General features: G+C 30.1%; 21 protein-coding genes. 13 read left to right on the top strand and 8 right to left on the bottom strand.

Features of this window, described 5'->3' with window-relative positions; genetic code table 11:
* Position 1 precedes the first annotated feature (1 nt).
* A complete protein-coding gene (locus tag ACSIGC_RS09940) occupies positions 2-427 on the bottom strand; it encodes a DUF6265 family protein (protein ID WP_442264671.1) in 426 nt (141 codons plus the stop codon).
* Between the two features lie 84 nt (positions 428-511).
* Between ACSIGC_RS09940 and prfA the strand changes: the two genes are divergently transcribed.
* Both prfA and ACSIGC_RS09930 read left to right on the top strand, forming a co-directional pair.
* On the top strand, positions 512-1,588 hold the full coding sequence (gene prfA, locus ACSIGC_RS09935; protein WP_442264670.1) for a peptide chain release factor 1: 1,077 nt from the start codon (positions 512-514) through the stop codon (positions 1,586-1,588).
* 48 nt (positions 1,589-1,636) lie between these two features.
* Positions 1,637-2,587, top strand: coding sequence for an endonuclease/exonuclease/phosphatase family protein (locus ACSIGC_RS09930; RefSeq protein ID WP_442264669.1), 951 nt, complete (start codon positions 1,637-1,639; stop codon positions 2,585-2,587).
* A 64-nt stretch (positions 2,588-2,651) separates the two neighbouring features.
* Here the strand turns inward: ACSIGC_RS09930 and glmS are convergent, their stop codons facing one another.
* The 3 genes from glmS to ACSIGC_RS09915 are packed head-to-tail and all read right to left on the bottom strand — an operon-like array spanning position 2,652 to position 6,982.
* Entirely contained in the window at positions 2,652-4,508 is a 1,857-nt protein-coding gene (glmS, locus tag ACSIGC_RS09925) for a glutamine--fructose-6-phosphate transaminase (isomerizing) (protein ID WP_442264668.1), read from the bottom strand.
* Between the two features lie 18 nt (positions 4,509-4,526).
* Positions 4,527-6,143, bottom strand: a complete 1,617-nt coding sequence (locus ACSIGC_RS09920; RefSeq protein ID WP_442264667.1) for a DUF4270 family protein — start codon at positions 6,141-6,143, stop codon at positions 4,527-4,529.
* Positions 6,144-6,160: 17 nt separating this feature from the next.
* Positions 6,161-6,982: a glycogen/starch synthase gene (locus ACSIGC_RS09915; protein ID WP_442267757.1), complete on the bottom strand. Its 822-nt coding sequence runs from the start codon at positions 6,980-6,982 to the stop codon at positions 6,161-6,163.
* Between the two features lie 95 nt (positions 6,983-7,077).
* On the opposite strand from ACSIGC_RS09915, the gene panC reads away from it, so the two are divergent.
* The 8 genes from panC to ACSIGC_RS09875 all read left to right on the top strand — a co-directional run bounded on the left by panC (position 7,078) and on the right by ACSIGC_RS09875 (position 13,587).
* Positions 7,078-7,929, top strand: a complete 852-nt coding sequence (gene panC / locus ACSIGC_RS09910; RefSeq protein WP_442264666.1) for a pantoate--beta-alanine ligase — start codon at positions 7,078-7,080, stop codon at positions 7,927-7,929.
* Positions 7,930-7,972: 43 nt separating this feature from the next.
* The gene (panD, locus tag ACSIGC_RS09905) at positions 7,973-8,323 is read left to right on the top strand and encodes an aspartate 1-decarboxylase (RefSeq protein ID WP_299626280.1); all 351 of its coding nucleotides are present in this window, start codon (positions 7,973-7,975) and stop codon (positions 8,321-8,323) included.
* Between the two features lies 1 nt (position 8,324).
* Complete coding sequence (locus ACSIGC_RS09900; RefSeq protein ID WP_442264665.1) at positions 8,325-9,275, top strand: lysylphosphatidylglycerol synthase transmembrane domain-containing protein; 951 nt, start codon at positions 8,325-8,327, stop codon at positions 9,273-9,275.
* A 93-nt stretch (positions 9,276-9,368) separates the two neighbouring features.
* Positions 9,369-10,730: a DNA repair protein RadA gene (gene radA, locus ACSIGC_RS09895; protein ID WP_095068911.1), complete on the top strand. Its 1,362-nt coding sequence runs from the start codon at positions 9,369-9,371 to the stop codon at positions 10,728-10,730.
* Between the two features lie 69 nt (positions 10,731-10,799).
* A complete protein-coding gene (locus ACSIGC_RS09890) occupies positions 10,800-11,345 on the top strand; it encodes an RNA polymerase sigma factor (RefSeq protein ID WP_442264664.1) in 546 nt (181 codons plus the stop codon).
* A complete protein-coding gene (locus ACSIGC_RS09885) occupies positions 11,329-11,847 on the top strand; it encodes a CHASE3 domain-containing protein (protein WP_442264663.1) in 519 nt (172 codons plus the stop codon). Before ACSIGC_RS09890 ends, ACSIGC_RS09885 begins: the two co-directional genes overlap by 17 nt.
* A complete protein-coding gene (locus ACSIGC_RS09880) occupies positions 11,828-12,964 on the top strand; it encodes a hypothetical protein (protein ID WP_442264662.1) in 1,137 nt (378 codons plus the stop codon). Before ACSIGC_RS09885 ends, ACSIGC_RS09880 begins: the two co-directional genes overlap by 20 nt.
* 2 nt (positions 12,965-12,966) lie before the next feature.
* Positions 12,967-13,587, top strand: a complete 621-nt coding sequence (locus ACSIGC_RS09875) for a hypothetical protein (protein WP_442264661.1) — start codon at positions 12,967-12,969, stop codon at positions 13,585-13,587.
* Positions 13,588-13,603: 16 nt separating this feature from the next.
* Here ACSIGC_RS09875 and ACSIGC_RS09870 read toward each other — a convergent pair whose 3' ends face one another.
* The 4 genes from ACSIGC_RS09870 to ACSIGC_RS09855 form a co-directional block, all read right to left on the bottom strand.
* Positions 13,604-14,800: a DUF1501 domain-containing protein gene (locus ACSIGC_RS09870; protein ID WP_442264660.1), complete on the bottom strand. Its 1,197-nt coding sequence runs from the start codon at positions 14,798-14,800 to the stop codon at positions 13,604-13,606.
* Between the two features lie 12 nt (positions 14,801-14,812).
* The gene (locus tag ACSIGC_RS09865) at positions 14,813-16,186 is read right to left on the bottom strand and encodes a DUF1800 domain-containing protein (RefSeq protein WP_442264659.1); all 1,374 of its coding nucleotides are present in this window, start codon (positions 16,184-16,186) and stop codon (positions 14,813-14,815) included.
* 90 nt (positions 16,187-16,276) lie between these two features.
* The gene (locus ACSIGC_RS09860) at positions 16,277-17,023 is read right to left on the bottom strand and encodes a uroporphyrinogen-III synthase (protein ID WP_442264658.1); all 747 of its coding nucleotides are present in this window, start codon (positions 17,021-17,023) and stop codon (positions 16,277-16,279) included.
* Positions 17,024-17,033: 10 nt separating this feature from the next.
* Entirely contained in the window at positions 17,034-17,669 is a 636-nt protein-coding gene (locus ACSIGC_RS09855; RefSeq protein ID WP_442264657.1) for a DUF4271 domain-containing protein, read from the bottom strand.
* An 82-nt stretch (positions 17,670-17,751) separates the two neighbouring features.
* Here ACSIGC_RS09855 and ACSIGC_RS09850 point away from each other — a divergent pair, with 82 nt between their 5' ends.
* From ACSIGC_RS09850 to ACSIGC_RS09840, 3 genes are read left to right on the top strand one after another with little or no spacing between them, the layout of a single operon-like run.
* Complete coding sequence (locus ACSIGC_RS09850; RefSeq protein ID WP_442264656.1) at positions 17,752-18,471, top strand: polyprenol monophosphomannose synthase; 720 nt, start codon at positions 17,752-17,754, stop codon at positions 18,469-18,471.
* 1 nt (position 18,472) lies between these two features.
* A complete protein-coding gene (locus tag ACSIGC_RS09845) occupies positions 18,473-19,813 on the top strand; it encodes a dihydroorotase (protein ID WP_442264655.1) in 1,341 nt (446 codons plus the stop codon).
* Positions 19,814-20,266, top strand: a complete 453-nt coding sequence (locus tag ACSIGC_RS09840) for a DUF4296 domain-containing protein (RefSeq protein ID WP_442264654.1) — start codon at positions 19,814-19,816, stop codon at positions 20,264-20,266.
* Positions 20,267-20,276: the final 10 nt, after the last annotated feature.

The following is a 20,276-nucleotide window of genomic DNA, read 5'->3' as shown; positions in this document are numbered from 1 at the left end:
ACTATTTTATTTTATCAAAAACAAAATCAATAGCAAAATCATCATTAGCAACTTTAGCTTTTAATTGTTTGCCTTCTAACCAATAGGAAATTACTTTAGGAAATTCATTACTTGGATTTGTACAAGTAAATGAGTTTTTAGTTAGTTCAGTCATTTCAAATAATGTTGGATTTTGATTTACACCTGTTACTTGTAAGTATTTATTTCCCTTAAATTCAACGATTGATAAAATTTCTTTAAAAACAGTATCTTTTTCTTGAAGAGAATATCCAATTCCATTAAAATTTTGATTCCATATTTCAAAAGTTTCTTTAGAGCCTTCGTTATTAATGCGTTTCCACTTTCCTATCAGAAAGTCTGGATTAGTAACTTCTTGCTTACAAGAGATGATTAATACAAGAGATAAAATAAAAAAGAACTGTTTCATATCAAATATTTTTGGTCATAGGCTGATTTCCAGTATAACAAATTTAAAGAAAAGTCGTAAATTCGCACACCAACGAAAAGAATAATGCTAGATAAATTACAGATTGTTAAACAACGTTTCGATGAGGTATCAGATTTAATCATTCAACCGGATATTATTTCTGATCAAAAGCGTTACGTTCAGCTAAATAAGGAATATAAAGATTTAGGTAAAGTTGTAAAAAAAGCAGACGAATATCAAACGCTTTTAAACAATATAGATGAAGCTAAAGAAATCATTGCAGATGGAAGTGATGCAGAAATGGTTGAAATGGCTAAAATGGAGATGGATGAAGCTAAAGGAAGAATTCCAACTTTAGAAGAGGAAATTAAGTTTTTATTAATTCCTAAAGATCCTGAAGATAGTAAAAATGCTGTAGTTGAATTACGTGCTGGAACTGGAGGTGACGAAGCTAGTATTTTTGCTGGAGATTTATTTAGAATGTATTCTAAGTATTGTGAAGGTAAAGGATGGAATGTTTCCATAGTGGATTACAGCGAAGGAACAAATGGTGGATTTAAAGAAATTCAATTTGAAGTTTCTGGAGAAGATGTTTATGGTACCTTAAAGTTTGAAGCAGGTGTACATCGAGTTCAACGTGTACCTCAAACAGAAACTCAAGGTAGAGTTCATACTTCTGCTGCAACTTGTATGGTTTTCCCTGAAGCCGAAGAGTTTGATGTAGAAATTAATCCAAAAGATGTTCGTATTGATTTCTTCTGTTCTTCTGGTCCAGGTGGTCAATCTGTGAATACAACTTATTCTGCAGTTCGTTTAACGCATATTCCAACAGGGTTAGTTGCACAATGTCAGGATCAGAAATCTCAGCATAAAAACAAAGAAAAAGCATTTAAAGTATTACGTTCTCGTTTATATGACTTAGAGTTGGCAAAGAAACAAGCTGAGGATGCAGCTAAAAGAGGTTCTATGGTAACTTCTGGTGATCGTTCTGCTAAAATTAGAACGTATAATTATCCACAAGGTCGTGTTACAGATCATAGAATCGGATTAACACTTTACGATTTACAAAATATTGTAAATGGAGATATTCAAAAAATTATAGATGAGCTTATGCTTGCTGAAAATACTTCTAAATTAAAAGAATTAGGAGAAACAATTTAATAAAAGCGCAACCAAAAGGTTGCGTTTTTCGTTTACCAAACAATACTAATGAACTACAGTAGAGATAAAATCATTAACATTGCTTTTTATAATGTTGAAAATCTATTTGATACAATAGATGATCCATTAACTAATGATGATAAATTTACGCCATCAGGAATAAGAAAATGGACAAACAAGCGATATTTTAAAAAACTTCAAAAAATTAGCTATGTAATTTCCCAAATTGGAAAAGACTCTTCTAATGAAGCTCCAGCGATAGTTGGTTTAGTTGAGGTGGAAAACACTAAAGTATTAAATGATTTAATCCATCAAAAAAAATTGTTAGAATATGGCTACAGATATGTTCATTATGAATCAAAAGATGAACGTGGAATAGATACAGCTTTGCTTTACAGAGATCAATTTTTTGATCCTGTAAATAGCAGGAAAATTCAATTTGATTTTATTGATGAGAATGGAGAGAGAGATCATACAAGAGATGTATTATTAGTTTCTGGTTTCTTGAATGGTGAGTTAATTCATATAATCGTAAATCATTGGCCATCGAGAAGAGAAGGAGAAGAAATTACTAGACATAAAAGAATAAAAGCAGCAAAAGTTGTTCAAAACCTTATAAGTGAAATTAGAGAAGAAGATCAACAAGCCAAAATTATTATTATGGGTGATTTTAATGATAATCCATCTTCAGAAAGTATTAAAGATTATTTAGTTTCTGAAGATTTTTATAATCCAATGTTTAATCTTCACATTAAAGGATTAGGTTCTCTGACGTATAAAAAAGAATGGTTTTTATTCGATCAAATTATCGTTTCTAATAACTTGTTAGAAGATGAAGTAGAGCACAAGTTTATAGCAGCTAAAATATTTAATAAAAGATGGTTAAAAACTCATAAAGGTAAACATAAAGGAAGTCCTTTTAGAACTTATATAGGACCTTGGTATAAAGGAGGGTTTTCAGATCATTTTCCAATTTATGTAAGTTTTTTAAAAAAGTAACCTAAAAAATAGGAATAAAAAAACCAGCTGATAAAGCTGGTTTTTGTTTTATTTCTTTATTCTATTACTCCACTGTAACAGATTTTGCTAAGTTTCTAGGTTGATCGACATTTTTTCCTAACATTACCGCAATATGATATGATAATAATTGAAAAGGAATTGTCGTTAATAATGGAGTGAAAGCTTCCTCAGTTTCTGGAATTTCAATTACATGATCGGCTATTTCTTTAACTGTTTCATCTCCTTCGGTAACAATAGCTATAATTTTTCCGCTTCTCGATTTAATTTCCTGAATATTGCTAACTACTTTTTCGTAGTGACCTTTTCTTGTTGCAATTACAAAAACAGGCATGTTTTCATCTATTAAAGCAATAGGTCCATGTTTCATTTCAGCTGCCGGATAACCTTCTGCGTGGATGTAAGAAATTTCTTTAAGTTTTAACGCACCTTCTAAAGCAACGGGAAAATTAAATCCTCTTCCTAAGTATAAACAGTTAGTAGCATCTTTATAATGGTATGCTATTTCTTGAACCTCTTTATCTATTTTTAATAGTTTTTCAACTTGATTTGGAATCTGCTGCATTGTTTGTAAATATGTGTTTACAGCAGTTTTTGATAAAGTTCCTTTCGCTTGAGCTAACTTTAATGAAATTAAAGAAAGAAGTGTAATCTGAGTTGTAAATGCTTTTGTAGATGCAACTCCTATTTCAGGCCCAGCATGAGTATAAGCTCCAGCATGAGTCTCTCTAGCTATTGAAGAACCAACAACATTACAAATTCCAAATACGAAAGCTCCTTTAGATTTGGCAAGTTTAATTGCTGCTAATGTATCAGCTGTTTCTCCAGACTGAGAAATAGCAATAACAACATCTTTTGGAGTGATAATCGGATTCCTATATCTGAATTCAGAAGCATATTCTACTTCAACTGGAATTCTTGCCATATCTTCAAGAAGATATTCACCTACTAAACCTGCATGCCAAGAAGTACCACATGCTATTATAATAATTCTATCCGCATTTAAGAATTTAGAAATATTATCATCTACGCCAGCCATTTTTATGATGCCTTCATTCGCCAACATTCTACCTCTAAATGTATCTGTTATAGCTTTAGGCTGTTCGTAAATTTCTTTTAACATGAAGTGATCGTAGCCTCCTTTTTCAATTTGATCTAAATTCAATTTCAATTCTTGAATCTTTGGATCAACTGGTTTGTCATTGTCGATTTTACGAACACGTATTCCTCTACCTTTTTTTATAATTGCAAGTTCTCCGTCTTCTAGATAAACAGCATCTTTAGTAAATTCAATAAAAGGAGAGGCGTCAGAAGCAACAAAAAATTCTTCATTATTTTCTCCAACACCAATAGCTATTGGACTACCTAAACGAGCTACAACTAATTCGTTTGGTTTGGTTTTGTCGAAAACAGCAATGGCATATGCTCCAATAACATTAGTTAATGCTAATTGAACAGCTTTACCTAGTTTACAACCTTCTTTTCTTTTTACTTCCTCGATTAAGTTAACTAAAACTTCAGTATCTGTATCACTCTGAAATTCATAACCTCTTGATGTTAATTCTTTTTTTATGGTATCATAATTTTCGATAATACCGTTGTGTACAATTACTAGGTTTCCAGATTGAGAAAAATGAGGGTGTGAATTTATATCGTTAGGAACACCATGAGTTGCCCATCTTGTGTGTCCAATACCGATTTTACCTTTTTTTCTAGATTCATCATTGTTAGTAATGACTTCTAGGTCAGAAACCTTGCCTTTGGTTTTAGATAGGTTCATTTCCGAACCATTGTACATCATTATTCCTGCACTATCATAACCTCTATACTCAAGTCTCTTAAGTCCGTTAATTACTATAGGATAAGCATCTCGTTCCCCTATGTAACCAGTAATTCCACACATAATTTTTTAATTTTTTAATTAATTGTTGTCTTTTTCTTCAGTAAAAGAAATCGTTAATCTGGCTCTTTTCTCACCGTTACTAGTCGAGTTATTTAAAATTGTAACTCCTCTAGGGTTCCAGTTGTAAGTTTCTATATTAAGACTTCTAAGAATACCTGTGTTAGGATCAACAGCTAAATCAGTAGGTGTATTGAAAACTCGTAATACTAAAGGTGAGTTTTCTTGAAGCTCTCCAGAAATTAAATCAGAAACATAATCAGTTATTCCAAACGAATAATGACTAGGTTTAGAATCTTCCTTTTGTAAAGTACCTCCAAATAATACAGGTCCTTCAGTTATTGCATCTTTAATTTGCTCATCACCTTCTGAGGTTTCTCTATATAACAACATGCGTAAAGGAACTGAAGTAGTATCTCGAGTTGCGTCTATGTTAAAAGTTAATGTTGCGTCATTAACTAAAATGTTTCGATCTTTTAAATTTTGAAGTTCATTACCATTTAGAATATTTATTCTAGCCATGCTTCCTGCTGTACCTTGTATATTAAAACTATTAGCTGGAGGCGTGTTTTGAACTGGAGACATTGTGTATTTACTGTTTCTTACACGATCTAAAGGGAAAGAATAGTTCCTAGTTAAAGTATCTTTTAAACTAAGGGTTGTTTCTCCTTCTTTAATCTCATAACGAGTTATAGTGTAATAAAACTCAACTGAACCAGAGTTTGTGTTTCCTGTTAATTGGAAAGGAACCATTGCTCCTTCTGTAGCATTAGTTTCAACTTTAATGCCTTTGAAATAATTGTTGAAAGCAACAGAGTTTTCAAATTCAGGGCCACTAAAACGATCCCAAAACATTGTTTTCATTTTGTTTATATCTAAAGGAACTACTAAAAATGGGTTAGGAGCACTGCTAGGGTTACCGTTATTTAACTTTATTGTGTCATTAAAAGTTCCAGTAATATTACCCATAACATCACTAACATTCCTTGTTAAAACATACATTGTGTCGTTAGGATTAGGCGTAAATTCAAAGCCTAAGTCTTCATTTAAAACTTCAGTTCCTATATAGTTGTAATCTGATTGAAAACTATTTGTCTCTGTAGGATTACTTGGATTTAATGTGTTTAAAAATGTCTCATTTACGATTACAGATAAAGGCATTTTTTTTGTTGGATCACCTAAGACAGAATCTAATCTGAATTTAGGAAGATTATCAGAGTTTGTTCTGATGTTTGTTGCAGTGTATGGAAGCTTTAAAACAACTTTATCCAATTGAAAGAAAGAGTCTACTTTCCTTAAAGGGAATTCATCATCTACATCAACAGCACTTTGAACATCTACTGTTTTAGGGTTAGGTGTAGAAACACTTAATTGACTTACGAAAGATGAATTAATAGATTTATAATCACTATTGTTATAAACACCAAGCCAATACTCTCCTAAAGATCCTATTGAGATATTATCAGCTCTTACAGAATTAATATCTACTGGTGTAATTTCTACTTCAAGAGTAATTTTATCTGTGCTGAATTCGTTATTACTAATAACACTTCCTCCGATTTCTCTAAAATCTTTTTCACAAGACATTACTAATAAAAAGCTTATTAAAGCTAGAGATATATATGAAATCTTTTTCATTATTTAAATTTGATAAATTAAGAATCTTGAAGCTCTAATACATTTTCTTTGTAAAAATCTAAATAAGCCTCGGTTAAATACTCTTCAGGTTGATGATCAAGAACAGTAACGCCACTTTCAGATATGAATTGCTCTAAATCTTCAGAAAAATCAGAGCTACCTTTAATAATAGCGTCTGAATTTAAAATAGCATTTCTTAAAATGTTTTCTTGATTAGGAATTTGAAGATGAGATACTGTATCGTTATCAATTTTATCAAACTTTACTTTATCAATAAGTTTATTGTTTAATTCTCCAGGGAATTCATTACTGTATAAAGAAGTAACAATTTTACTTTCATTAAATAAAGGTTCTTCTCTATAAAATTCTTTTAAATAAAGAGGTAATAAAGAGGCCATCCATCCATGAACATGGATAATATCTGGAGCCCAATTTAATTTTTTTACAGTTTCAACAACACCTTTAGCAAAGAAAATCATTCTTTCGTCATTATCATCGAACAATTTATCATCTTCATCAGTATAAATAGCTTTACGTTTGAAATATTCATCATTGTCAATGAAGTATACTTGCATTCTTTCTTTAGGAATAGAAGCTACTTTTATGATTAATGGCATGTCCATATCATCGATAATAAGATTCATACCTGATAAACGAATTACTTCGTGTAGTTGGTGTCTTCTTTCATTGATTACCCCAAAACGAGGCATGAAAATTCGCGTTTGAACCCCCTTAGAATGTGCATATTTAGCAACATTAAACGCCGTAGATGATAATTCTGTTTCTGGCAAATACGGAATTACTTCCGAAGAAACGTATAAAATTCTCTTATCCTTCATTAAATCGAACTCTTTATAAAGCGGCAAAACTACGAAATTTTATGCTAAAATCCTGTTAAATTGCTAATTTTGCTCTTGTTCTAATAATTTTACACATGAAAATATTCAAGTCTAAATCAGATTTAAAAAGCTATATTTCACAAAAAAAACAAGAAGGAAATTCAATCGGATTTGTGCCTACAATGGGAGCGCTCCACAAAGGACATTTATCTTTGGTAAAGAGAGCGATACAGAAAAATGATATTACAATTGTGAGTATTTTTGTAAACCCTACACAATTTGACAAAAAAGAAGATTTAGATAATTACCCGAAAACGTTTGAGAAAGATGCTGAACTATTAGAAAGTGTAAATTGTGATGCTGTATTTGTGCCTGCTGTTAGTGAAATTTATGGGGATAATGTGAATTCTGAGCCTTTTGATTTTGATGGATTAGAACATCAAATGGAAGGGAAATTTAGAGATGGACATTTTGATGGTGTAGGAACTATCGTTAAAGCTTTGTTTGAAATCATAGAACCAAATGTTGCGTACTTTGGAAAGAAAGATTTTCAACAACTTCAAATCATTAAAAAAATGGTGGAGAAGTTAAATCTTCCGATCAAAATAAAAGGAATGCCAATTTTTAGAGAAAAAGATGGTTTAGCAATGAGTTCTAGAAATACAAGGTTAACTCCTGAACACAGAGAGGCTGCACCTTTTATTCATAAAACGTTAAAAAAAGCTAGAAAAAAAATTGGCACAAAAAATGTAACGGAAATAACGAAATGGGTAGAGAATCAATTTAAAAAACATCCACTTCTAGAATTAGAGTATTTTATTATAGCTGAAGAAAAAACTTTACAAACTGCTGAAAATTTTGATGCTACAAAAAGATACCGTGCATTTATTGCCGTATTTGCTGGAGAAATTAGATTGATAGACAATGTCCGATTCAAAAACAATTAAAATAATTAAAGAATAAATTCCTTAAAAACAGTATTTTTGTCGCATGTTAGTACAAGTTGTAAAATCTAAAATTCACCGAGTTAAAGTAACAGGTGCAGATTTAAATTATATCGGGAGCATCACTATAGATGAAGATTTAATGGATGCCGCTGGAATTATAGAAGGAGAAAGAGTTCAAATCGTAAACAATAATAACGGAGAGCGTTTAGAAACTTACGCTATTCCAGGACCAAGAAAAAGTGGTGAAATCACATTAAATGGAGCAGCTGCTAGAAGAGTTCAAAAAGGAGATATTCTAATTCTAATAGTTTATGGATTCTTAGAGTTAGAAGAAGCAAAAAAGTTTAAACCTCAATTAGTATTTCCCAATGAGGAAACAAATTTATTAGAGTAGTTTGAGTACTTCACAAAAGAAAATTTTAAAAATAATTTTACCTCTCATTTTGGGAGGTATTTTAGTATGGTATTCTTTGTCGGGAATGGATAAAGAAAAAATGATAGGTTATATAAAATCAGCTAATTATGGTTGGATTGTATTAGGGTTGTTTTTTGGAGTTTTAAGTCATTTGTCTAGAGCCTATCGTTGGAAGTTTTTGTTACAGCCAATGGGGTATAAACCAGATTTCGGAAACAGTACCATGGCAGTTATTATTGCTTATTTGGTAAATTTAGCCGTACCAAGAGCTGGTGAAGTTTCTCGTGCTTTAGTCATGACAAATTACGAAGATATACCTTTTGAAAAAGGATTTGGAACTATCGTTGCAGAACGAATGGCAGATTTATTAATGATGCTCATAGTTATTGCAATCACTTTATTTGTTCAATTTGATTTCATTTACAATTTATTAACGAAGAACTTTAATCCAATTAAAATTATTATTCTTTTAGCCGGACTAATTGTTGGTTTTTTAATTTTTACTAGATATGTAAAGAAAGCAAACTCAGGAATTGGATTAAAAATCAAAAACTTTGTCAACGGATTAATAGAAGGCGCTACTAGTATTTTCAAGATGAAAAATAAATGGGCATTTATTTTTCATACTGTATTTATCTGGGTAATGTATGTTGCAATGTTTTGGATAACCATTCCTTCAATAGAGGGCTTACAAGTTCCTTTTGGAGCAGTTTTAATCGGTTTTATTGCAGGTGGATTTAGCATTGCAGCTACCAATGGAGGAATAGGATTATATCCTATAGCTGTAGCTGGTGCATTTATGTTATTTGGTGTTGAAAAAGATCCTAGTGAAGCTTTCGGTTGGATAATGTGGACTGCACAGACTTTAATGATTGTAGTATTTGGCGGACTAGCTTTTTTATTATTACCTATTTATAACAAAGCAAAATAGTTTTTTATAAGAAGTTTATTACTAATTACATGAGTCCTTGTTAAGGAATAATAAATGTATTAGTTTTGATATTGTTCAAGTATAATCGATTTCATGCCAAAAACAAAAACAACTTTTTTCTGTCAGAATTGTGGAGCGCAACACGCGCAATGGGTAGGACAATGTCCGAATTGTAAACAATGGAATACAGTTGTAGAAGAAGTAATCCAAAAGGAAGAAAAAAGAAACTGGAAAACTCCTTCAAATACACAAAAAGTTGTTTCTAAACCTAGAAGAATTCAAGAAATTGAATTGAATACAGAAGAGCGAATTATTACTCGAAACAATGAGTTAGATGTAGTTTTAGGTGGCGGATTAGTAAAAGGTTCTATCACGTTATTAGGAGGTGAACCAGGAATTGGTAAATCAACATTACTACTACAAGTTGCTTTACAAATTCCGCAGAAGGTATTGTATGTTTCTGGAGAAGAAAGTCAATCGCAAATTAAAATGCGAGCTGAGCGTTTGCAAAATGAAGATTCAAATTGCTTGATTTTAACAGAAACAAATACACAACAAATCTTCAGAAATGTTGAAGAAGTTCAACCTGATGTTTTAGTCATAGATTCTATCCAAACATTATACACGAATAATATTGAAGCTTCACCGGGAAGTATTTCTCAAATTAAAGAAACTTCAGCTGAGTTGATCAAATTTGCAAAAGAAACAAATACACCAGTTCTATTAATCGGACACATTAATAAAGACGGAAATATAGCGGGACCAAAAATCTTAGAACATATGGTAGATGTTGTACTTCAGTTTGAAGGAGACAGAAATCATACCTATAGAATTTTACGTTCTCAAAAAAATAGATTTGGTTCTACAGCAGAATTAGGAATTTATGAAATGTTATCAGACGGTTTACGTGAAGTTAAAAATCCGTCAGAGATTTTAATTTCAGAAAAAGACACTGATTTAAGTGGAACAGCAATTGCTTCAACTTTAGAAGGTGTTCGTCCGTTAATGATAGAAATTCAAGCTTTAGTAAGTACTGCAGTTTATGGAACTCCACAAAGATCTACTACGGGTTATAATTTAAAACGTTTACACATGATTCTGGCTGTTTTAGAAAAAAGAGCTGGATTTAAACTTGGTGCAAAAGATGTGTTTTTAAACGTAACTGGAGGTATTTATATCGACGATCCTGCAATAGATTTAGCTGTTGTGGCGGCAATTCTTTCTTCAAATCAAGATATTGCAATTAATCCAGATGTATGTTTCGCTGCAGAAGTAGGTTTAGCAGGAGAAATTCGTCCTGTTTCTAAAATCGATCAACGTATAGTTGAAGCAGAAAAGCTAGGGTATAAAACATTTGTAACTTCAAAATACAATAAGATTACATCTAAAAATCATTCGATTAAACTCATTTTAGTGGGTAAGATAGAAGACGCTTTTGCTACATTGTTTGCATAATTTTTTTACTTTGTTGAAACCCTTTATTTTTTTCTTCGTTATTAAGGGTAAATCAACCTAATCGAATACGTGTCTAAACAAATCGACATATTAATATATCAATGTAAAAGAGGCAATAGAAAAGCCCAAATGCATATTTATGATAAGTATTGTAATGCCATGTTTACTGTTGCATGCAGATACTTGTCAGATGAAGAAGCTAAAGAAGCTGTGCAAGAAGGATTTCTAAAAGCGTTTTTAAATATTCAAACATTTAAAAAAGACAAAACTTTTGGAGCTTGGTTAAAGCGAATAATTATCAATCAATGTATTGATCAATTAAAAAAGAAAAAAATAGAAACAAGTTCTATTGAACAGGTTCAATTAGAAATTGTTGATGATGAAGATTGGTTGTTTGATACGCAAATTACAAAACAAGAAATTTTACAAGCAATAGATCAATTGAGTGAAAAATATCAATTGGTAGTGAAATTATATCTGTTAGAAGGTTACGATCATTCTGAAATTTCTCAAATTTTAGGAATCGAAGTGAAAACTTCTCGAACACAATTGAGAAGAGGTAAATTACAGTTAAGAGAATTATTAAAAAAGCATTTCAATGAAACGAGATATTAGAGAACTTTTTAAAGAAGATGAACTCGAAAAAGAGTTGCCTGAAAATCATAGAATTGAATTTTTAGAAAAACTTAAAGTAACTAACGAAAAGAGAAAATTTCCTTTCAAAAAAATCATTGGCTTCGTGGCTTCGCTAGTTGTTTTAATTTCTGTGTATCTGTTTCTTCCAAAGAATAAAATTGATGAGAAAAATCAGCAATTATTATTACATGTTCAGCAAATAGAAACAGAATATTTAAAGAATATTAATACAGAATGGAATAATTTCTTAGAGCTAACAAATGACGAAAAGTTGATAGAGAAATACGATGAGAAATTAAAGGAATTATCAGCAGATTATAAAGTGTTGTCATCTAAGTTGAATGAAAACCCCAATGATATTAATGTGTTAGAAGCTTTAATATCAAATCTTCAAAAAAGATTACAAACATTAAAAGATATTCAAGAGCATATAAAAAGTTTAAAACAAAAAAAAGTTACCTATGAAACGATTGTTATTTAGTTTGATTTTTCTGAGCAGTTTTGTGTATGCTCAAAAGGAAATAGTTTTCGATAAAAGTATTAATGTAGAGAATTTTAAAAGTTTGGATTTACATTTTGAGAATATAGCTTTAGATATCAGAAAATCTAAGGATGAAAAAGTGCATTTAGATTTTAAATTAGAATTAGATAATTTTTCAGAAAAGGAGAAAGAAGCATTTATTAATCAAATAAAATTCGAACAAAATATTTTCAATGATAAATTATCATTTTCAATTAAGAGTAAGGAAGAAATTGCTAAAAGACAAATGTTTTCAGATGAAAGAATTACTGGGGGAGATTTGTCAAAACTCTTGCACTCAACAATGAAAAAATACGTCAAGTTTAATGCAAAAAGAAAAACTAAAATTGAAATTATTAAAGGGCACAATGGTTTTTTTAAACAGTATTCAGAATACTATAAATTAAGAGAGAAACTAGCGAAATCAAAAAAAGTAAAGTATTTAAAAAGTTTTTTTACCATATATATTCCTGAAAATTTGTTGGGTAATTTAAATATAACAGCAAAAGAATGCAGGTTTAATTTTGGTGAATTAGAGTTGAAAAACTTGAATTTGTTTACTGATGGTGGATATTTAAACATATCGAAATTAACTAAATCTAAGATTACCTGTTGGAATGGAAGTGTGTTTTTAGGAGAAGTTGATAGTAGTATTATTATAGGAAGGAGTACAACAAATATTTTAATTGGGGGAATTGCTAATTCGAATTTAATTGCTGAGTATACAAAAGTTGAAATAGGAGAAGTTGGAGAGTATAATGATATTAAAGATTTTAATAGTAGAGTGTACTTGTACAATTTCGCAGATCGTTTTAAAAAGTTCAATTTTAAAGGAGAATATTCTGAAGTTTATTTTTTTGAACCAAAATTAGAGTATACAATGCTTTGTTATGGTCACGATGCTACTTATTTTTTTGATACAGATACAATTGTAAGTCAGCCTTCTAAAGCAGGTAAAAAGAGTAAAATGATGGAAAAAAGAATAAAAAATATAAAAGAATCTACTGGAGATATTCAATTTGATATTGTGCATACGAAATTTCATTATCCAACATCATTAAATGTGAAAAATAAATAAATATGAAGAAGCTGTTAAAGTTATTATTATTGTTGGGTTTTACGTGTCAAATTCAAGCCCAAAAATCAAAAAATGATTTAAAATTAATTTCTGAATATGGTTCAGAAAATAAAGAATTAAACGATATTTTAAGATTCGAAGGAATTAATTATTTAAAACTAAAATTTGTAGGTAAAGAGCTTACAAATAAAAGCTATAAATTGTATGTAAAAGAAATCTGGGATGGGAAAATTGTTAATGATGCTGTAGTGTTTAACAGTGAGAAAATAGGGGTAAAAAGATTACAAAAAGTAAATGATTCTGTTTTAAAACTTAAAGTGATTTCAAAGTTAACTTCTAAAAAGAAATTAAAACTAAATTTTAAGTTTCCAAGATTTGGAATAACCAAAGAGTATAAAGCTATAGATTCTGATTTATATAGTTTAAGAAACATGGTTGATGAAAGTAAAATGGAAATCAGCTATAATAAAAAGTTTTATTTACTAGCTTATATTCTGCCTTATGAAAGATCAGACGGATCTAAATCTTGGTGTGAAGTTGGAACAAACGGGAAAGATATTGAGAACTGGGGGAAGAAGTTTGGAATAAAACATTATCTCATTTTTGAAATGAAATTCGAATAAATTTCTAACCTTGACTTTAAATAAAATCAAGGTTAGAAAAGTTTTTATTTAAAACTTTAGCATTGTCAATCGCTAACCATTTATCTAAAATTGTGGCATACACTTCTCTAAAGTCTACAGTGTATTTTAAATCTCCATTATCGTCCAAATCACCCAAATTAGGAAGATTATTGTACATCCCGTTTTTCTTTAAGTTTTTTCCAATCACAAATACATTATTTGCAGTTCCATGATCGGTTCCGTTAGAGCCATTTTGTTTTACACGTCTACCAAATTCAGAGAACGTAAGAATTAATGTATCATCAAATGTATTGTTACGTTTTAAATCTTTTACAAAAGTATCAATACTTTCAGCATACACTTTTAATAATCGCGCTTGTCTATTTTTTTGATTCGCATGCGTGTCAAATCCAGTTAAACCAGCGTAGTAAATTTGTGTATCTATTCCAGAAGAAATAAACTCAGAAATTGTTTTTAACTGCTTTCCGAATGCATTTTTAGGATAATCTACAGAAGACGATTGTGTTTTTGTTTTTTCATAAATATATGAAGCCGAAGATTTAGCGTCAATCATAGTATTATACAAATAGCCTAAATTGTGCTCACTTAAATGTTTGTCATTTGTATAATTATTGAAAACATTATCAAAAAAAGGCTGGTTTAACAAACGATGAAATAACTTCGGATTTGTAATTGCCAGTCCGTTTTGATGATTTCCTTTCAACAGTAAAGAAAGACTTTCATCTACTTCTATAGCACGATATGGTTTTGAGTTTGTAACATCTAAAAAACGACCAACCCAACCCGACTGTAAATATTCATTACTATCACTAGCCGTTTGCCAAATATCTGTTGACCTAAAATGTGATCGATTCGGATTTGGATAGCCTACATTATTAATAATCGATATATGTCCATCATCAAATAAACTTTGTAAAGGAGCTAAACTCGGATGAAAACCTACTTCACCATTCAATTGTAATAATTGATTTTTCTGAAGTGCAATGTTTCCTCTGTTTTGATAGTAAAGATCATTTCTAAACGGAACAATAGTGTTTAATCCATCATTTCCGCCTTTCAATTGAATAATAACTACTTTTTTGTAAGAATTCACTTTAGAAAGTGTCGTTTCAAAAGCTTTTAAAAACTGAGGTACTAAAAAAGCTCCACCTGTAACTAGCGATGTTCTTTTAATAAAATTTCTTCTTTTCATGATCTTACTATTTTAACATAATTGAAACTCTGGAAGTGATAGTAATTGAATACAAAACTCCTTTTTAGGTAGCTTGTAGTATTGCTTCAATAATTCTTTGGTTCCGTTACTTATTGGAGCTGTAATTAATACATCAACAAGTTCTTCATTAGAAATGTTACTGTATTTTTTTTCAAAGTTCTCCCAATCGGTAGTTGTTTTTATAAAAGTTTTATGTTTTTGTTTCCTTTTTTTGAAATCAGTAATTACAGCTTTAAAATCATCTTTGTCAGAATATGTGATTTCAGCATTATTTAATAGCACTGAAGCCAAACGAAGTCGAGTCACAATAGTATTGCTATCTATCCAACTTTGTCCGCCTTTCCAACCAGAAACATTTGGAGGTAATAATAAAATCTGACCTAATAATTTCTGAATAAGGATTTTCTGTTTTTCTTTTTGAAATGTAAACGGAACAATGTGATGAGTGCCTACAATTAATTCTATTGGAGATTTAATTTTCGTTCCAATATTTGTTTCGTCATAAAACCAATCCGATGAAAGAATATATTTCATCAAGTTTTCAATATTGTAGTCTGTAAAGAAAATAGTTGTTAGTTCTTCTATTCTATCATTATCTAGTTTATCATTTACAAAATAACTGTAGATTTTCTTGCAGATAAAACGTGCACATTGTTTTTTGCTTAAAACAATATCGATAATGTCGTCGCCAAAAAAGTTTCCTGTTTCACCTAAAAAGGTTTTTTCGTTATAATCATGTTTTCGTTTTCTTAATTTAAAGTTGCCTTTAAAATCATGATTATATCCTGTGAAAGCTCTAGCGGCTTCTTTAATATCAGTTTCTGTATAATTTCCTTGACCTAATGTGAAGAGTTCTAATAACTCTCTAGCAAAGTTTTCATTCGGACTGTCTTTTTTATTTTGTTTGTTGTTTAAATATTTTAACATGGCCGCTTCTTTAGAAATAGCTTTTACAAAAGCTCTAAAGTCGCCTAGTGCATATTTTCTTAGTGTGTTGTTGTACTGTAAAACGTGTAAAATATTTTTGTCTTCACAAACGAAATGATTTGCCCAAAACAAGGTCATTTTTTCTCTTAAAACTTCTGAAGGTTTATTTAAACGATCGATCCAAATACTATTTAATTCACGTATTTTTTTTCGACTCACCTTCATTAATTTTTGTCTCTGTTTTTTGTTTTTAAGATCTTTTAATTCAAGGTTATCTAAGAAACTAGTGTCGATATATAAAGGAGTAGTTTTTTTTGAAGCTTGAAAAATATCATGAATCACTTCAACTTTTTCTTTAGTTTGAAGTGTTTTAATTTCTTCAGGTTGTATACCAAAACCAATTCTATGATAAAGGTGAAGTATATGATTTGTTTTCATATTATTAAGACTTTATTGTAGAAAGAAGGTTTAATACAAAAAAAACCTCGCTAAATTTAGCGAGGTTTTCAATATTGTTTTAAAGTAAAATTATTTCTTGTTTACTTCTTTAATATATTTTTCTAAAGCCATTGTCATAGAAGGTGTTTCAGGAGTTGGAGCAGAAATATCTACTCTTAAACCACGTGCTTCTACAGCTTTAATTGTTGAGTTTCCAAATACAGCAATTCTGGTATTGTTTTGTTTAAAATCAGGGAAATTTTCAAATAAACTATCAATACCTGAAGGACTAAAGAAAACTAATACATCATAGAAAACATTTTCTAAGTCAGATAAATCACTTACTACAGTTCTGTATAAATCAGCTCTCTTCCAATTTACACCTAGCTTATCTAATTCATCTGGAATTAATGATTTCAATTTATCTGAAGACGGTAATAAAAATTTCTCATCCTTATGTTTTTTAATTAATTTACATAATTCAGGAAAAGTTCTAGTACCAACATAGATTTTACGTTTTCGGTAAACCACGTATTTTTGCAAGTAATAAGCAACAGCTTCAGATTGACAAAAATATTTCATACTATCTGGTACAGTAAAACGCATTTCTTCAGCAATTCTAAAGAAATTATCAACTGCATTTCTACTTGTTAGAATAATAGCTGTAAAGTTACTTAGGTCAATTTTTTGAGCTCTTACTTCTTTTACAGGAATTCCTTCTACATGAATAAATGAACGAAAGTCAACTTTTACTTTTTGTTTTTCAGCTAAGTCAAAATAAGGTGATGTCTCTGTTTTTGGTGCTGGTTGAGACACTAAAATCGTTTTCACTTTCATAAAACTTTCTTTATATAGTTGTTGTTTTATAAATTATTAGCAAAGGAGCTAATTCGAGGGTGCAAAAGTACAAAATAAAATAGAAGAAGTGATTAAAAATCAGCTTTTTGTTGTTTTTTGCAATCAAAAACATCCTAAATCCCAATAGTAAAAGCATATAAATAATTAAAATTTTACTATTTGAATACCAATATTGGTATAATATTAAAACGGGAAATAACCATAAACTAATTGCGTACAAATATCCTGTCTTTGAGAATAAAAAATAGCGAGTATCGTCTTCTATATTTAATGTTAAAACAATAAGCTTTACTAAAGTGTATTTTATTAAAATAAATGCACTAACAAAGGAAAAAGTATATAAAAAAGAAAACTTAAAATAAGTAAAATTATTGACCAGTAATAAATGTATGGAAAGTGAAAATATAAGTAAACTAAATAAGAATATTAATACATGAAAAATAGAAAAAATGGATGGATTCTTATCTGAACGGCTTTCTATAAAACCTTGAGAGAAAAATGCAATAGTATAGCCTAAGAGTAATTGAGGTTTATATAGCTTCATTAGTGCGATCATCACCAGACTAGCTAAAAATACTAAAGTAATCCAGTCTGTTGATACAAAATTTCGTTCTAATATTTCCATAAAGGTTTAAGAAGTTCAATTAACACAAAATTAGTAATAAATTAGTTTATCTTTGTCCAAGTTTTTAACGAAATAAAGTTTGATGTCTGACACACTAGTCATAATCCCGACTTATAATGAGAAAGAAAATATCGAAGCGATCATAAGAGCTACTTTCGATCAAGAAAAAGTTTTCGATATTCTAGTTGTAGATGATAATTCTCCAGATGGAACAGCCACCATAGTTGAAAGTTTAAAGCCTGAGTTCCCAAATCAATTATTTATAGAGAAACGAGAAGGGAAAAATGGATTAGGAACTGCTTATATTCATGGTTTTAAATGGGGATTAGCAAAAGATTACAAGTATTTAATTGAAATGGATGCAGATTTTTCTCATGATCCAAAAGATTTAATTCGATTGTATAATTCTTGTGCTATAGATGGTGGAGATGTTGCAGTAGGTTCACGTTATTCTGTAGGAGTTAATGTGGTAAATTGGCCAATGAATAGAGTGTTACTTTCTTACTTTGCATCTAAATATGTGAGATTTGTAACAGGAATTCCTGTTCACGACACTACAGCTGGTTTCGTTTGCTGGTCGAGAAATGTGTTAGAAACGATAAAACTTGACAAAATTAAATTTGTAGGATATGCTTTTCAAATAGAAATGAAATACAAAGCATGGAAACATAAATTTAAAATCAACGAAGTATCTGTGATTTTTACAGATAGAACTTTAGGAGAATCTAAAATGAGTGGAGGAATTGTTTCTGAAGCTTTATTTGGAGTAATAAAAATGAGATTAAAAGGCTTACCAAAATAAAATGAAAAAATCATACTTAATCCAAAACGCAAAAATTGTAAACGAAAACCAAGTGTTTATAGGTGATGTATTAGTAAAAGATGAACTTATTGCTAAGATTGCTGAAAGTATAACGCCATCGGGAGATGAAATTATAATTGATGCTAAAGGAAAATATTTAATTCCAGGTATGATTGATGATCAAGTTCATTTTCGTGAGCCAGGATTAACTCATAAAGCGAATATAGCCACAGAAAGTAAAGCAGCTGTAGCTGGAGGTATTACTTCTTTTATAGAAATGCCAAATACATCTCCTCAAGCTACAACGCAAGAACTATTAGAAGATAAATTCGAGATAGCGAGTAAAACTTCATATGCAAATTACTCGTTTATGTTTGGAGGAACAAATGATAACCTTGAAGAGTTATTAAAAACAAATCCTAGAAATGTTGCTGGAATTAAATTATTCTTAGGTTCTTCAACAGGAAATATGTTGGTAGATAATGAAGAGGTTTTAGAAAAAATATTTTCATCAACAGATATGGTAATTTCTGTACACTGTGAAGATGAGGGTACAATTAGAAAAAATACTGCTGAGTTTAAAGAAAAATATGGAGATGATATTCCAGTAAAATTTCATCCAATTATTAGAAGTGAAGAAGCCTGTTATTTATCATCATCAAAAGCTATTGAATTAGCAAAGAAAACAGGTGCAAGATTACATGTTTTTCATTTATCAACAGCTAAAGAAACAGAGCTTTTTAGAAATGATATTCCTTTAAAAGATAAGAAAATTACTGCTGAAGTATGTATACATCATTTATGGTTTACAGATGCAGACTATGATAGAAAGGGAACACACATTAAATGGAATCCTGCGGTAAAAACGCAACAAGATAAAGACGGACTTTGGAAAGCTTTATTAGATGATAGAATTGATGTAATTGCCACAGATCACGCGCCTCATACTCTAGAGGAAAAAGCAAATGTATACACAAAAGCTCCAAGTGGTGGACCATTAGCTCAGCATGCAGTAGTTGCTCTTTTTGAAAAAGTAAAAGAGGGAGTAATTTCAATAGAAAAAGTTGTAGAAAAAATGTGTCATAATCCTGCTATTCTTTTTCAAGTTGAAAAAAGAGGTTATATTAAAGAAGGTTATTACGCAGATATTGTACTTGTAGATCCTAATGATCCTTGGGAAGTTTCTAGAGATAATGTATTGTATAAATGTGGTTGGTCTCCTTTTGAAGGAGTTACGTTATCATCTAAAATAACGCATACGTTTGTAAACGGTAATTTAATGTATGATAATGGTGTGTTTAATGAAGAAATTAAAGGTCAACGTTTATTGTTTGAAAGGTAAATGAAAAACTTAATTCTATTTGTTTTATATATTAGTTTGTGTTTAGCGTGTACAGGAAACACAATATATAAGGAACCTGATAATTTAATTCCTAGAGATTCTATGGTTTCTTTACTAACTGATATGCATATTGCTGCTGCTGCAAAGCCAATAAAAAATTTAGATCAAAAAAGAGATTTAAATTATATGCAGTTAGTGTATGATAAATATAAAATAGATAGTCTTCGTTTTGAACAAAGTAACACATTTTATACTTCTAAAATCGATGAGTATGACAAACTACTCAAAGATGTAAGGAGAAGTTTAGAAGCTAAGGCAAGTGTGTATCAATTTGAGAAAAATAAAAGAGATTCAATCAAGAAAAGTAAGTTGAAGATTAATGATTCAATTGAAGTTAAAAAAGGAGTCAAGATTAAAAAAGATAGCACGAAAGTTCAAAATGAAGATGAGTAAATCTTTAATT

This window comes from Tenacibaculum aquaeponti, assembly GCF_052084715.1.
Lineage (GTDB): Bacteria > Bacteroidota > Bacteroidia > Flavobacteriales > Flavobacteriaceae > Polaribacter.
Note: the sequence above shows the minus strand (reverse complement) of the source record. Positions and strands in the feature narration are given on the sequence as shown.

Coding starts and splice junctions, on each gene's coding strand:
- ACSIGC_RS09840 (WP_442264654.1), top strand. CDS start 19,814: ATGAAAAACTTAATTCTATTTGTTTTATATATTAGTTTGTGTTTAGCG.
- panD (WP_299626280.1), top strand. CDS start 7,973: ATGTTAGTACAAGTTGTAAAATCTAAAATTCACCGAGTTAAAGTAACA.
- ACSIGC_RS09915 (WP_442267757.1), bottom strand. CDS start 6,982: ATGAAGGATAAGAGAATTTTATACGTTTCTTCGGAAGTAATTCCGTAT.
- glmS (WP_442264668.1), bottom strand. CDS start 4,508: ATGTGTGGAATTACTGGTTACATAGGGGAACGAGATGCTTATCCTATA.
- ACSIGC_RS09940 (WP_442264671.1), bottom strand. CDS start 427: ATGAAACAGTTCTTTTTTATTTTATCTCTTGTATTAATCATCTCTTGT.
- ACSIGC_RS09850 (WP_442264656.1), top strand. CDS start 17,752: ATGTCTGACACACTAGTCATAATCCCGACTTATAATGAGAAAGAAAAT.
- radA (WP_095068911.1), top strand. CDS start 9,369: ATGCCAAAAACAAAAACAACTTTTTTCTGTCAGAATTGTGGAGCGCAA.
- ACSIGC_RS09930 (WP_442264669.1), top strand. CDS start 1,637: ATGAACTACAGTAGAGATAAAATCATTAACATTGCTTTTTATAATGTT.
- ACSIGC_RS09865 (WP_442264659.1), bottom strand. CDS start 16,186: ATGAAAACAAATCATATACTTCACCTTTATCATAGAATTGGTTTTGGT.
- ACSIGC_RS09860 (WP_442264658.1), bottom strand. CDS start 17,023: ATGAAAGTGAAAACGATTTTAGTGTCTCAACCAGCACCAAAAACAGAG.
- ACSIGC_RS09845 (WP_442264655.1), top strand. CDS start 18,473: ATGAAAAAATCATACTTAATCCAAAACGCAAAAATTGTAAACGAAAAC.
- ACSIGC_RS09880 (WP_442264662.1), top strand. CDS start 11,828: ATGAAACGATTGTTATTTAGTTTGATTTTTCTGAGCAGTTTTGTGTAT.
- ACSIGC_RS09855 (WP_442264657.1), bottom strand. CDS start 17,669: ATGGAAATATTAGAACGAAATTTTGTATCAACAGACTGGATTACTTTA.
- ACSIGC_RS09870 (WP_442264660.1), bottom strand. CDS start 14,800: ATGAAAAGAAGAAATTTTATTAAAAGAACATCGCTAGTTACAGGTGGA.
- prfA (WP_442264670.1), top strand. CDS start 512: ATGCTAGATAAATTACAGATTGTTAAACAACGTTTCGATGAGGTATCA.
- ACSIGC_RS09920 (WP_442264667.1), bottom strand. CDS start 6,143: ATGAAAAAGATTTCATATATATCTCTAGCTTTAATAAGCTTTTTATTA.
- panC (WP_442264666.1), top strand. CDS start 7,078: ATGAAAATATTCAAGTCTAAATCAGATTTAAAAAGCTATATTTCACAA.
- ACSIGC_RS09875 (WP_442264661.1), top strand. CDS start 12,967: ATGAAGAAGCTGTTAAAGTTATTATTATTGTTGGGTTTTACGTGTCAA.
- ACSIGC_RS09885 (WP_442264663.1), top strand. CDS start 11,329: ATGAAACGAGATATTAGAGAACTTTTTAAAGAAGATGAACTCGAAAAA.